The sequence below is a fragment of the Bradyrhizobium commune genome (genome assembly GCF_015624505.1).
In the GTDB taxonomy this organism is placed as follows: Bacteria; Pseudomonadota; Alphaproteobacteria; order Rhizobiales; family Xanthobacteraceae; genus Bradyrhizobium; species Bradyrhizobium commune.
This window is the reverse complement of sequence record NZ_CP061379.1, coordinates 1,484,939-1,498,056: the sequence shown is the minus strand read 5'-3', so window position 1 is coordinate 1,498,056 and position 13,118 is coordinate 1,484,939. Positions and strand designations below refer to the sequence as shown.

General features: G+C 61.5%; 9 protein-coding genes. 5 read left to right on the top strand and 4 right to left on the bottom strand.

Going from position 1 to position 13,118, the window contains the following annotated elements; genetic code table 11:
* Positions 1 to 93: 93 nt before the first annotated feature.
* From IC761_RS07110 to IC761_RS07095, 4 genes are all read right to left on the bottom strand, one after another.
* Complete coding sequence (locus IC761_RS07110) at positions 94 to 906, bottom strand: phosphate/phosphite/phosphonate ABC transporter substrate-binding protein (RefSeq protein WP_195802552.1); 813 nt, start codon at positions 904 to 906, stop codon at positions 94 to 96.
* A gap of 22 nt (positions 907 to 928) precedes the next feature.
* Positions 929 to 1,930, bottom strand: a complete 1,002-nt coding sequence (locus IC761_RS07105; protein ID WP_195802551.1) for an ornithine cyclodeaminase family protein — start codon at positions 1,928 to 1,930, stop codon at positions 929 to 931.
* 616 nt (positions 1,931 to 2,546) lie between these two features.
* On the bottom strand, positions 2,547 to 3,182 hold the full coding sequence (locus IC761_RS07100) for a response regulator transcription factor (protein ID WP_195802550.1): 636 nt from the start codon (positions 3,180 to 3,182) through the stop codon (positions 2,547 to 2,549).
* 367 nt (positions 3,183 to 3,549) lie between these two features.
* Positions 3,550 to 4,767 (bottom strand): sensor histidine kinase, encoded by a 1,218-nt coding sequence (locus tag IC761_RS07095; protein ID WP_246791455.1) that lies wholly within the window; start codon positions 4,765 to 4,767, stop codon positions 3,550 to 3,552.
* Positions 4,768 to 5,268: 501 nt separating this feature from the next.
* Here IC761_RS07095 and IC761_RS07090 point away from each other — a divergent pair.
* From IC761_RS07090 to IC761_RS07070, 5 genes are all read left to right on the top strand, one after another.
* Positions 5,269 to 6,864 carry a DcaP family trimeric outer membrane transporter gene (locus IC761_RS07090; RefSeq protein WP_195802549.1) on the top strand — a complete coding sequence of 532 codons (1,596 nt, stop codon included), beginning with the start codon at positions 5,269 to 5,271 and terminating at the stop codon, positions 6,862 to 6,864.
* A gap of 239 nt (positions 6,865 to 7,103) precedes the next feature.
* The gene (locus IC761_RS07085; RefSeq protein ID WP_195802548.1) at positions 7,104 to 8,669 is read left to right on the top strand and encodes an AbgT family transporter; all 1,566 of its coding nucleotides are present in this window, start codon (positions 7,104 to 7,106) and stop codon (positions 8,667 to 8,669) included.
* Positions 8,670 to 8,872: 203 nt separating this feature from the next.
* Positions 8,873 to 9,871: a glutaminase A gene (gene glsA, locus IC761_RS07080; RefSeq protein ID WP_195802547.1), complete on the top strand. Its 999-nt coding sequence runs from the start codon at positions 8,873 to 8,875 to the stop codon at positions 9,869 to 9,871.
* 73 nt (positions 9,872 to 9,944) lie between these two features.
* A complete protein-coding gene (locus tag IC761_RS07075) occupies positions 9,945 to 11,594 on the top strand; it encodes an MFS transporter (protein ID WP_246791454.1) in 1,650 nt (549 codons plus the stop codon).
* Between the two features lie 106 nt (positions 11,595 to 11,700).
* A complete protein-coding gene (locus tag IC761_RS07070; RefSeq protein ID WP_195802546.1) occupies positions 11,701 to 13,083 on the top strand; it encodes a M20/M25/M40 family metallo-hydrolase in 1,383 nt (460 codons plus the stop codon).
* Positions 13,084 to 13,118 lie beyond the last annotated feature (35 nt).

The window sequence follows — 13,118 nt, the reverse complement described above, 5'->3', positions numbered from 1 at the left end:
CCGCCAGTGGATGCAACGAAATTGTTCTTTTGTCGCCTGCCTTCGTCCGGATCGTTGGTCGGTTCCGGATGACAGTGAACGCTGACAGGATCATCAACCCGGCTCGGCATATCCGGCCGAACGAGCCTCCTCCTCCCACTGAAGCATCAACTCGTACGCGCTGGCTCCGACCTGCGCGAAACCATCGAGGCAAAGCCGGTCCCTGAGGGATGCGCATTCAGGAGCGGAGGCCACCCGCGCAAGGGCACTTTGCAATTTTGCGACGGCTTCATCCGGACAATCGGCCGCCGCCACCAGAAGCGGAGCGGGTGCGGGATCCGTGCTCGCGATGATCCTGATCTGCGATCGGAGATTTTCGTCGTGACGCAGCATCAGGTCCAGCGCATAGCCATCCAACGGACCGACATCGATCGTGTCGGCGAGCAGCGCATCGATCACGCGCCGCGGCGTGGTCAGCGGTCCGACGCTGTCGCCGTATAACCTCGCTTTCCGATCCCGGTAGTACGGCAGCAGATGGTGACGCAACGCGTTGTAACCGGAATGCGAGTCCGGAACGGTATAGCCGAGCCGGCCGCCGAAAGTATCTTCGAGACTCCGGAAATCAGATCCCGCACGGACGACCAGCCGCGTCGCATAGACGGGCTGCCCCTTCCGCGGCGCATTTGCCGGGATCGGCGCGGCAACAGGCCGTTGACGCTGCCCTGTGAGCATGAATGGATATCCGCACATGAACGTGCAGGCGAGATCCTTGCGGGCCCACAGCTCCGCCAAGGGCAGCGGGAAATTGTGATCGACGACTTCGAGATCGACTCCGCTTTCGCGCGCGATCCAGCCGAACAGCTCCTTCCAGGCTGCGGCCGCCTGCGGATTGACCGAGTACATTCGCGCATTCGCGGCATATCGCATGCGATTGAACCTTATCCTCCGGTCAGGCGAAGCGCAGCCGCTGCCCCACGCCGATACGCTCAGCTTTCTCCAGCATTGCATGACCGAGCGCGATATCCGACAGCGACAAGCCGCGATGCCAGAGCAAGTTCGTCTCGGCATCGCTCTCGCGGCCGGGCTTCAAGCCCGCGACAATCTGGCCGAGCTCGCCATGGAGCGTCGTCTCCGAAAGCTTGCCAGCTTCAACATGGGCGCGGAGGCTGCCGAACTTGCCGCCCTTGCACTGGCCCCAATCGTCAACCACCAGCTTCGACATGATGTCCGTCAGCGAGAGTTCGATTGCGCTCATCGTGCCATACGGAACGACAAATGCCCCTTTCTTGATCCATTCCGTCTTCAATAGCGGCGTCGGCTTGTCGAGCCGCGAGGCCTCGACGACGATGTCCGCTCCCTCGACGCAGCTCTGCCAATCCTCTGTTGCGACGACGGTCTTTCCGATATCGCGGCCTAGTCGCTCGGCAAAGTCGTCACGGCTCTCCTTGCGGCGAGAGTGAACCCGGATCTCGTCGAAGTCGAAAAGATGATTGAGCAGCCGCACGTTCCAATAGGCCGTGCCGCGGGCGCCGATATGACCGAGAATTCTGGAGCTCTTCCGCGCGAGATATTTCGCGCCGATCGCCGTCACCGCGCCGGTCCGCATGTCGGTGATGCCACTGGCATCCATGATCGCCTTGGGGGCACCGGTGCGTGGATCGAACAGGGCAAGGACACCAAGCTCCGAATGGAGCCCGAGCTTGTAATTGTCGACGAAGTCGCCGACGATTTTCACGCCGGCGCTGTCGATCGGCGCCTTGATGGCCCCGCGAAGCACGTTGAAATGACCATTGGCAACACCGGGTTCGAGATGGACACGCGGCTCGATCACGGTATTGCCCCGTCCCTGTGCCGCCAAGCTCGTCTCGATCGCGGTGAGGATCTCGTCGTCGGTGATCTTGAGCTCTTCGATGTCGAGGCGATTGAGATAGGCGATATAGATCGGTGGCATCGCGAGGGACTCCGGATATATGTCTAGACATTAAAGTCCGTGCCGACACTGTCAATGCACCCGGGCGCCCATGTGCGCAACGAACGTCCCCGCTGACCCTGGCCAGGTCACAACATTGACGACACCGGGCGAACCCCTGCCTCAAGACATACAATTCGCCTAGTCGAAGCGGGAAGTGCGCCCCGAAGCCGCCGAACCATCTTGCCATCGATCAGGAGGAGCTTGGCTCCGCCTCCCGGACAAGGGTGGGATGATCGTAGTTCATTTAGGTGATTGAGGAGATCCGCAAATGAAGATGAACCTGCTGCGATCGCTCATGCTGACCGCCGGTCTGCGCGCGCGACCCAAGCCATCGCCGCCTTCGACATCGCGCTCTGGGACCTGAGCAGTGCTCCAACACGTCGGGCGGCTACATCTCGATGCCGATCGAACTGGTGCTGGAGGATTGGCGGGCGCGCCAGAGCTCGAACCTGGGACCCGCGATTCAACGGCCGCTGCCGTGCCAGCTTGGCGCGGGAGCACTGCTGCCGGTCTAGCGGCAATCGCCGCTTTTCCAGTAGGAGAACGTGCTGTTGCTGATCCGCGAGCGTCGCGGCTGCCAGTATTGAAAGCCGCATCAAGGACTGACCAGCTTCCTGCGGATGGCGTAGCGGACCAGCTCAGCCGTCGATGACATTCTGAGCTTGCGCATCGCTGACGCGCGATGGGTCTCGACGGTCTTTACGCTGAGCTTCAAGATGACGCCGATCGACTTGTTGGTGTGTCCCTCTGCGATGAGCTGGACGACGCCCTGCTCGCGTGCGGTGAGCAGCATGTTGGACGTATTGTCCTTGCCCGCCTGGTATTCGTGGAGCAGCTTCTCCAACAGGACGCCAGTGAAGTAAGGCCTACCGTCGAGCAAGGCCTCGATCGCCAAAATCAAGTGCTTGCTTGCGTCCGACTTGAAAAGGAAGCCGCGAACGCCAGCCAGAATGGCTTCGGTCAGCAATTCCTCATTCTCGTGCATCGTCAGGATCAACACTTCGGTGCGCAGGTGCATCGACTTGAGCCGGCGGCTGACCTCGAGTCCGTTCATCAGCGGCATCGAATAGTCGGCGATCACGACGTCTGGACGCGTCTCGCCTGCTACGGCCACAGCCTGCTCGCCGTTGGTCGCCTCTCCGCTGACGATCCAGTCCGGGCGGGTCTCAACGATCGCTCGCAGCCCGGAACGTACGACTTCATGATCGTCCGCAATCACGATGCGTTTCACGGCGTCGTTCCCGTATGCGGGCCCAGAACCTATCGGGCAATCGATGGAGATTTCCAGCAGTCAAGCTTGCCAATCATACTGATTACCCTTCAATGGGTTATCCTACAAAACCCTGATATCCCCGGGCGGATGTACCAGAGGTCGGCGCTCCCGATCAGGCGTCGACGAGTCTTGCCGAACGCATACCGGACCAGACTTGCGGTCGAACGCACGTCGAGCTTGCGCCGCGCGGTCGGCCGATCGGACTGCTTCGTGATTATCGGCGACAAGAGCTCGTTTACGCGGAAGGAACTCAAACGCCTGGAAACCGACGGATAGAGACGCCTGCCGTCGGGGATCCCTGACGTCCGTCGTCAAGTGGCGGCACTCATGATTGCAGTGGCGCCCGCCGATTGCGCCTCTTGATCACGAGACCATGCGGGAACTCCGCGCACAGCGTCGTGCCGGAGTACGGCGCCGCGGGATCCGACCGGATCTCGAACGTGCCCCCAAGCTGCTTAAGTCTCGCTCTCATGGCGGGAATGCCGACGCCGAGCGATATCGCACCATTGCCGCGTTTTGCTTGATTGACCGGAAAGCCACGTCCATTGTCACTGATCGTCAGCCGGAAATGCCCCTCGATCGCCTCTATGACGATTTTGACCTCCGTCGCCTTCGCATGGCGGAATATGTTCGTGAGCGCTTCCTGAATGACCCGCAGCACCGAGCGTTGGCTCGCATAAGGCAGTTGATCGACGGTGGCGAGAATCCTGGCGCTCACGCGCAACGACGTACGTGCACCAAAACCCAAGGCATATTGTTCGATCGTCGCCTTCAGTCCCTGGGCCGTCAGGTCCTGGGGATGGAGCAGATAGGTCAGGGAGCGGATTTCCCTGAGCGCCGCGTCGATCGACGCGTCGATACCGTCGCAAAGCCGCTCGACGTCGCGTGGGTTATCGAGGCAGGTGCGGATACGCATCAGGCCAAGACTTGCGGCAACCAGTTCCTGGCAGGTCGAATCATGAAGCTCCGAAGCGATCCGCTGGTGAATGTCCTCCCGGATAGACATCAGGCTGACGTCCCCGTGAAGGTAAGCAATCTCTTCTGTCGTATCGTCGAGACCTTCCTTGCGCAGCAACCGATGGCCGCCAATCAACCGGGCCACATTGCCGGCCATGGGATGGAGGATCGGAACGACGGTCGTCTCGACGTCCCGCCGCAAACCGCCGAGCAGCAGGCTGTGATGGATTTTGGCCTCGGCTCCTTCCGCAAGACATGCCTGGAGGATTTCACAGACAGCCTCGGCGTCTTCCCTGGCAAGACAGTCGAAGACGTCCAGCTCCCGAATCTCCCGCCGCGACATTCCAAGGAGAGCCTCGAAGGCCTGATTGATTGCCTCGTACACGAAGCGCCCGCCACGCGAGGGACGGACCGCAAAAAGAAGCTCTTCGGAGTGTATCCAGTACGAGCGATCGCCAGCTGCGTCAGCGCCAATCAGGTGATCCTCGATAAAGGGACGCGTCGGCTCGCAAGCAGAAGAAATGTCTGGCTTCACGGTACGCACCCAACTTTCCGGGTCATTCCCGAGATCGATCTCAACGCTCAATCTCGAAAACTCGCCTCTCCAGTTGTCCCAGCATGAAGCGCCGGACGACAGGAAACGCCCTAGGGACAGATCGGATTATACGCTCGATTTTACCCTCAGCCAGCCGGTTGTATTCTCCGAGGATCAAAACCTCGCATGACTGACATGAATTCCGGCATGTGACTATGCAGTTCGTGCCAAGCAAAGCGTCGCAGACGCGACATAACGATTAAAGTTCGCGGTGAATGCGGCTTCTGCGCTCCAGAATCTTGAGCCGACCGAGCGCGGGTGCAGCTGCGCTACTTTACAACCGAAATAGCACACTCTCGCCGAAAACTTCGATCCGTCGACGGAGCCGCCTTGCGATCGCTGGAATCGAGCGCAAGACTCGATGTGCCCTAAACGTGCCAACAGGAGGCTTGAATGCTGACACTCCGAGCGCTTTGCGGCATTGCATCAATCGCGATATTCGCCAGTCCGGCTTTGGCACAGACACCGGCCAGTCAGGAGCAGACGCCTTCCATGGAAGAGTTGTTGCGGCGTCTCGATGCGCTGCAAGCCCGCGCAACAGAAGGTGACAAGGTGATCAGCGCGCTGCGCCATCGCGTCGACGAACTCGAAGCGCGCGACAAGTATTCGAAGTCTCAGGCCACCGCACGTCGTGAGGCCGTCGCACCCACCGCCGGGCAAAAGCGGCCTGCGACCGCGGTTGCGTCGACTGAGCCGCGGATGACTGCGAATGCTGCGATCCCACCACAAGCTGCTGCGGCGGCCCTTCCGGGCCTGCGTCCACCCGAAGCGATGGGCAGTCAATACGACGGAGAAGGCCAGGACGCGTTGCGTTCCGATCTCCCGGGTTTGTCCCTGCGTATCCCGGGTTCGCAGTCCGAGGTGCGGTTCTACGGTTTCGCCAACGTCCATGGCTACCACGACTTCAATGGCCGCAATCAGTCCGATGCGCCGACGGTGCAAGCCATTCCCCTTTCCGGAAGCCCCGCCGACATCCAGGGCGGCGATACCGGATTGTCTGCCCGGTTCAGCCGCATCGGCATGGATACGCGCACGGCGATCGCCTGGGGCACTCTGGAAACCCGCGTGGAAGGAGACTTCGGCGGGGGTACGGCAGCTTCACCCAATGCGGTCTTTCGGCTCCGTCAGGCCTGGGGCGAGCTCGGCACCGAACAGTTTCGCGTACTGGTCGGCTGGGCGAACAGCCTGTGGAACGAGGGCGTCTACGAAACCGTGAACTTCTCGACCAATCTCAACCAGTCATTCGTGCGCCAGCCGCAGCTTCGGGCGACCGCAACATTGGCTCCGGGATTGACCGGGCACGTTTCGATCGAGATGCCGGATACGCAGTACACGTCGGTGGCTGGCGTCTTCACGCAGATCAGCACACCGGCCGGCTTTGCGGGACTGAGTCCCTCGTTTGCCTCCGTGCCCGACTTGCTCGGCCGGCTGGAATACCGGAACGACGGCCTGAGCTTCGACCTGCGCGGCCTGCTGCGCGATCTCACCATCCGTACGGCTGGCACGGCGGCGGCGCCTCCGGCGGTCGAGCGCAATACCGCCGGTTGGGGTGTCGCGGGCAGTGGTCGCTTCCCGATGCGATGGCTGTCACCGGCGTTCGGTCCGGACGAGCTGGTCGGCATGGCCTATTACGGCCAAGGCATCGGGCGCTATTTCGGCGCCAACACCTTCGGCCAGGATGCGCTGTCGAACATCGGCCTGCCCGGCGTTGTCGATCCCAGCCTCGACGCGCTGCCGACCTACGGCGCAAGCGCAGGTTACCGGCGCTTCTGGACACCGCAACTGCGCAGCAATTTCGTCTACTCCTACGCATGGCAGCAATATCCGTCCTATGCCCAACTCTTCGTCCCGGGATCCGCCTCGGCGACGTCGTTGAACAGCACCATGCAGCAGGGAATCGTCAATTTGATCTGGAGCCCGTTCGCGGAGCTTCGTGGCAGCACTGTCGGGACCGGATGGCTCGATGTCGGCCTTGAATATGTCTACGCGCATCGGGATGTGTATGGCGGCACCGCTGCAACAGCGCCGGTCAGCGCCGGCGCTGGCACCGCCAATCGCATCCTCGGCTCCGCCACCGTGCGGTTCTGAAGACAATCTGATTGCGAGCCAGAGACGGCGATTGTTCGGGTAGGTAATTGCCCTGGAACAATCTAGGCGCTTTCGGTATTCAGCCGGATTTCGATGCGCCTTATTGATTGTTCGCAAGGCAGCGTGTGAACAGACCGATCGCGAAAGGACGAGCAATCCTCTCCCGAGGGGCTCCGTGCATCCATGGTCTTTCGGATAGTGGCTGCCCTCGCGGCCATGGAGCGGGAGGATTTCCCGATATGAACGCGCGCAATGAAGCCGCAAACACGGCATCATCCAAGACGATGACGCAAAGAGCTCTCGACACAGTCGAGCGTGTCGGAAACAGCGTCCCGCACCCGGTCGTGATATTTCTGATCCTCATCGCCATCGTGCTGGCGCTCTCCCACCTACTGTACGTGTTGGGGGCGAGCGTCACCTACCAGGCCATCAATCCGGATACCCACAAGATCGAGACCGCGACCACTGCCGCCAATAGCCTGCTGACGGCGGACGGAATTCGCCACATCTACACCCGGCTCGTGCCAAACCTCATGGGTTTCACCGCGGTCGGGCTGTTGATCGTCGCCATGATGGGTGTCGGCGTCGCCGAGGAAGCCGGCCTGGTGAACGCATTGATCAGAAAGCTCGTGGCCGTCTCTCCGAGCTGGGCGCTCGTTTACATCGTCGCGTTCGTTGGCATCTTGTCCAGCATCGCCGCGGATGCCGGCTATGTGGTGCTGATCCCGTTGGCGGGCGCTGCCTTCCTGAGCGTTGGCCGAAATCCTCTCGCCGGGCTCGCTGTGGGATTTGCAGCCGTCGCCGGCGCATTCACCGTGAACATGATTATCAAGCCGCTTGATGCGGTTCTGACGGAAATCACCAACGACGCGATCCACATGGTCAATCCCACCACCTCGCTGGATCTGACCGCCAACGTCTCGTTCTCGATCGCGTCCGTTCTTGTCCTGACCGTCGTCATTGCGCTCATCAACAACCGCATCATCGAGCCCCGGCTGGGCGCGTACCAGGCCGAGAAAGCCGCCGATGCTCAGCCAGGGCCGAGCGGCGGACAGCTTTCCGCCGACGAATCGCGTGGGCTGAGGTACAGCGGCTTCGCGCTGCTCGGGGTCGTGATCCTGTTCCTTCTGCTGACGGTTCCGTCGGGCGCGCCCCTGCGCAATCCGACCACCGGCGTCCTCATCGGCAACTCACCATTCATGAATGGCCTGATCGGGGTCATCATGGTACTGTTCCTCGCAACCGGGGTCGCATACGGCATCGGTGCGAAAACGGTGAACAGCTCGGCGGCCGTCATCGCGGCCATGACCAAGGCGGTGGCCTCACTAAGCGGCACCATCCTCCTGTTCGTGGTCATCAGCCAGTTTGTCGATTACTTCAACTACAGCAATATCCCGACGCTGATGGCCCTGACGATGGCCGATGCGCTGAAGAGCGCGCATGTCGGCACGCTGTGGCTGCTGCTCGGCTTCATCATCGTCGTCATGATCCTGGACTTCGTATTCACGCCGGCGATCGCCAAATGGGCCATCTTCGCGCCGGTCTTCGTGCCAGTGTTCGTGCAGCTCAACGTCGATCCCGCAGCCGTCCTGGCGGCCTACCGGATTGGCGACTCGCCGATCAATGCGATCACCCCGCTCAACGCTTACTTTGCCATGGTGGTGGGATTTGCCCAGATTTACGACAAGAAGGCGGGCGTCGGGACGGTTGTCGCGCTGATGCTGCCCTACACGCTCTGGATGGCCATCATTTGGACCGTGCTGTTCGTTGCCTGGTACCTGCTGGGCCTGCCTTGGGGATTGTGAGGTGCAACGCAGACCTCACCCGGAAAAACCCCGAGACGTCCGGGTAGATCGCCCGATGGTTCACCAAGGAAAATCAACGTTGAATGGCGGTCCGCTGGCTCTCGTCAAAGGCGGTGAACGAAACGAGGCGAGCGAGAAGCGTTTGAGCCGACAAATGTCGGAGCTCCCTCGGCGCTTCTGATCATGGAGGCTTGGAACGCGCAATGAATGCGAAAGCCGACACCGAGAACAACTATTCCTACGTATCAACCGGGCGCCTGCCGGCCGAGGCTGAGGTCATCTCGCTGATCGACGAGGTGTACGCGCGCTACAAATCAAATAGGGACGGAAAGAACTCTCAAGTATATCCAGCGCTCGCCGAAGTGCCGAGCGAGCTGTTCGGCGTTTGCGTGGTCGGCACCAACGGCGCGGTCTACGCCGTGGGGGCGGCCGAATACGAATTCTCCATCATGAGCGTTTCCAAACCATTCATCTTTGCATTGGTTTGCCAGGCCCTGGGAGCGGAGCAGGCGCGCCAAAGGCTTGGCGCGAACGCGACCGGCCTTCCGTTCAACTCGCTCGCTGCCGTCGAACGCAGTCCCGATGGCAGGACAAATCCGATGGTGAATGCCGGCGCGATTGCAACGACAAGCCTCGTACCGGGGACGACGACTGACGCGAAATGGAAGTTCATCCACGACGGATTGTCGCAATTCGCCGGCCGCCCGCTTGCGCTCAACCACGAGGTTTATGCCTCGGCGACGGAGACCAACTTCCGAAACCAGAGCATCGCTCGCTTGCTCCAGAGTTTCGAACGAATCTACTGCGACCCAGCCGAGGCGACCGATCTCTACACCAGACAATGCGCGCTGAATGTGAGTGCCAGGGGTCTGGCGGTCATGGGTGCGACTTTGGCGGATGGTGGCGTGAACCCCATCACGAAAGTGCGCGTGGTCGATCCGGAGGTCTGTCATTACGCGCTAGCCGTCATGACGACTGCCGGAATGTACGAGACATCTGGCGATTGGCTTTACGATGTCGGCCTGCCGGGCAAGAGCGGTATCGGCGGCGGGATCGTCACGGTCTCTCCGGGAAAGGGGGGCCTCGGGACTTTTGCGCCGCCGCTCGACAGCGCCGGAAACAGCGTCAAGGGACAGCTCGTGGCGAAGTATCTGTCGCAGCGGCTCGGCATGGATTTATTCATGTCCAACCCGGAAGCGTAGGTTTGCAAGTGTCGGAGATTCAGCCGGCGCTGATTGTCGCTGGACCTCAGAACAAAAAGACAGGGGACGCGCCATGACGATGGCATCTGCGACGACGGTTCACTCCGTTGAAGAAGAGAATGCATCCTGGGTGCCGATGATCACCATCGCGCTCGGCCAGATGATCATGTCTTTCAACGTCGCCTCCCTGCCGGTTGCGCTGGGAGGGATGGTCAACAGTTTTGGCGTTCCGCCCACGACCGTGGCGACCGGTATCGTGGCTTATTCGATGCTGGTTGCCGGCTTCGTCATGCTCGGTGCGAAGCTGACGCAGCGCTACGGGGCGACGCACGTATTCCGCGTTGCCGTCGCCGTGTTCGGCGCCGCGCAGGTGCTGATGACATTCAGTCCGAACGCGGATCTCATGATTACGGCGCAGTCCCTGTCCGGCGCGGCTGGTGCGGTGATCGTCCCGTCCTTGGTGGCGCTTATCGCCGAAAACTACAAGGGACGGCAGCAAGCGACGGCCGTTGGCGCATTGGGTTCCGCCCGCGCGGCGGCGGGCGTTCTGGCGTTCGTCATCGGCGGCACTCTAGGCACATTCATCGGATGGCGCCCGGCGTTCGGGATTCTGATCGCCGTATCGGCTGTGGTTTTCCTCTTGAGCTTTCGTCTCAGGCCGGATGAGGCGCGTCCGGAGGTGCGGATCGATTTCGTCGGTGTTGTTCTCGCCGCCGCAGCCATCATTCTGATCAGCTTCGGGTTCAACAACCTCAATCGGTGGGGGCTGGGACTGGCGGGGCCAAATGCGCCGTTTGACCTCTTTGGTGTGTCGCCCGCTCCGATCGTGATCGTGGTGGGTATCGTGCTCGGTCAGGGCTTTTTGAGCTGGACGCACAGACAGCAGGCTGCGGGGAAGACGCCGCTTCTTGCGCTCGAGGTGATCGACTCGCCGCAGGAACGGGCCGCCGTGTATGCGATGTTTGCCGTCGTCGCGCTGGAGGCAATGCTCAATTTCTCGGTCCCATTGTACATCCAGATCGTGCAGGGACGCACCCCGCTGGCGACAACGATCGCCATGATGCCGTTCAACCTCACCGTCTTCTTCGCCGCAATGCTGATTGTGCGATTCTACGATCGGCTCACGCCCAGGCAGATCGGGCGCTATGGCTTCATACTCTGCACGGTGGCGCTGCTTTGGCTCGCTTTTGTCGTGAGGAATGATTGGAGCGCCGTCCCGGTTCTCCTCGGGCTCGTGATTTTCGGCATCGGACAGGGATCGCTGGTCACACTGTTGTTCAACGTGCTGGTCACGGCTTCGCCGAAAGAGCTCGCGGGCGACGTTGGCTCGCTGCGCGGCACGACCAACAATCTCGCCGCCGCCGTCGGCACAGCGGTGGCCGGAGCGCTCCTCGTCGGCCTGTTAAGCGCGGCCGTTCTGCGCACGATCGCCGAGAATCCCAAATTGCCGCCTGAGATACAGGCGCAGCTGGACCTTGATAACATTACCTTCATCAACAATGACCGGTTGCGGAGCGCGATGGAGCAGACCACGGCTTCTCCGGCTCAAGTGGCGGAAGCGGTGCGCGTCAACACCGTCGTGCGATTGCGCGCTTTGAAAATTGGTCTGATCATCATGGCTGGCGTTGCCTTGCTCGCGATTTTCCCGGCAGGGAAGCTTCCAAATTTCCTGCCGGGCGAAATTCCCGACCCGGCGCCGAGAAAGCGCGGAAGGAACGAATAGGCAATCGTAACCTCGCGCCAAGGAACAGCGTTTGCGACGACGGACAATATGGCGATCGCGCCCGCGCGTACCGACCAACGGCATAGAAGACCCCCCGGAGGGCTCCATGACCAAGCTCGACGATGTCCTGTCCAACATCGACGCAAATCTCGATGCTGCTCTCGAGCGCCTGTTCGCGATCCTGCGCATCAAGTCGATTTCGACCGATCCGGCTTACAAGGCCGAATGTATGGCCAATGCCGAATGGCACGTGGCCGACCTGAAAGGCATCGGCTTCGACGCCGCCGTGCGCCCGACACCGGGGCACCCGATGGTCGTGGCGCATGACCGCAGCGTGTCCGGTCCCTCGGCGCTGTTCTACGGCCATTACGATGTGCAGCCGGTGGATCCCCTCGCGCTGTGGGATCGCGATCCCTTTGATCCTTCCATCCAAACCATGCCCGATGGCGCGAAGATCATCACGGGTCGCGGCGCCGCCGACGACAAAGGCCAACTCATGTCCTTCATCGAGGCTTGCCGCGCCTGGAAGGCGGTCAGCGGCAAACTGCCGATTCCGATTTCGATTTTGCTGGAGGGGGAGGAGGAATCCGGTGGCGCGAACCTGCCGGGCTTTCTCGATGCCCATGCCGCCGAGCTGCGCGCAGATATCGGCCTGATCTGCGACACCAACATGTGGGACCCCGAGACGCCGGCGATCCAGACCATGCTGCGCGGACTCTGCGGCGAGGAAGTCATCGTTCACGCCGCCGATCGCGACCTGCATTCGGGCTTCTATGGTTCGGCCGCGGCCAATCCGAACCGTATCCTCGCCCGTATACTCTCTGACCTGCACGACGAGAGCGGACGCGTCACACTGCGCGGCTTCTATGACGGCGTACCGGAGCTTCCCAAGACGTTGCGCGAGCAATGGGACAGCCTGAACTTCAGCGCAAGATCCTTCCTCGGCGCCATCGGGCTTTCGGTTCCCGCCGGTGAGAAGGGTCGCGACGCGCTGGAGATGGTCTGGTCGCGCCCGACCTGCGAAATCAACGGCATGGGCGGCGGCTACCAGGGGGCTGGATTCAAGACGGTGATTCCCGCCACGGCATCGGCAAAGGTGTCTTTCCGCCTGGTTTTCGATCAGGACCCCCATGCCATCCGCAAGGCCTTCCGGGAGCATGTGCATGCGCGCGTCCCGGCCGATTGTCGCGTGGAGTTCCTGGAGCATGGCGCGGGTCAGGCGATCCGCTTCCCGATCGAGGCTCCAGCCTTCGGCAAGGCGCGCGACGCATTGACGGCCGAATGGGGCAAGCCCGCGGTCTTCATCGGCGGTGGCGGCTCCATTCCGGTGACCCATCAGCTCAAGCAGTCGCTGGGCATGGACGTGGTGCTGGCGGGCTTTGGCCTCGAGGATGACCGCATCCACAGCCCGAACGAGAAATACAATCTCAAGAGCTTCCATAAGGGGATCCGCTCCTGGGCGCGTATTCTGGAAGCGTTGTCGCGGTAGAGCGGCACGGGCAAGCGGCGCCGGCCCCAGGCCGG

Bases quoted from the DNA above. Each gene is read 5' to 3' on its own strand.
- IC761_RS07110 (WP_195802552.1), bottom strand. From the start codon at position 906: ATGCGATATGCCGCGAATGCGCGAATGTACTCGGTCAATCCGCAGGCG.
- IC761_RS07105 (WP_195802551.1), bottom strand. From the start codon at position 1,930: ATGCCACCGATCTATATCGCCTATCTCAATCGCCTCGACATCGAAGAG.
- IC761_RS07090 (WP_195802549.1), top strand. From the start codon at position 5,269: ATGGAAGAGTTGTTGCGGCGTCTCGATGCGCTGCAAGCCCGCGCAACA.
- IC761_RS07085 (WP_195802548.1), top strand. From the start codon at position 7,104: ATGAACGCGCGCAATGAAGCCGCAAACACGGCATCATCCAAGACGATG.
- glsA (WP_195802547.1), top strand. From the start codon at position 8,873: ATGAATGCGAAAGCCGACACCGAGAACAACTATTCCTACGTATCAACC.
- IC761_RS07075 (WP_246791454.1), top strand. From the start codon at position 9,945: ATGACGATGGCATCTGCGACGACGGTTCACTCCGTTGAAGAAGAGAAT.
- IC761_RS07070 (WP_195802546.1), top strand. From the start codon at position 11,701: ATGACCAAGCTCGACGATGTCCTGTCCAACATCGACGCAAATCTCGAT.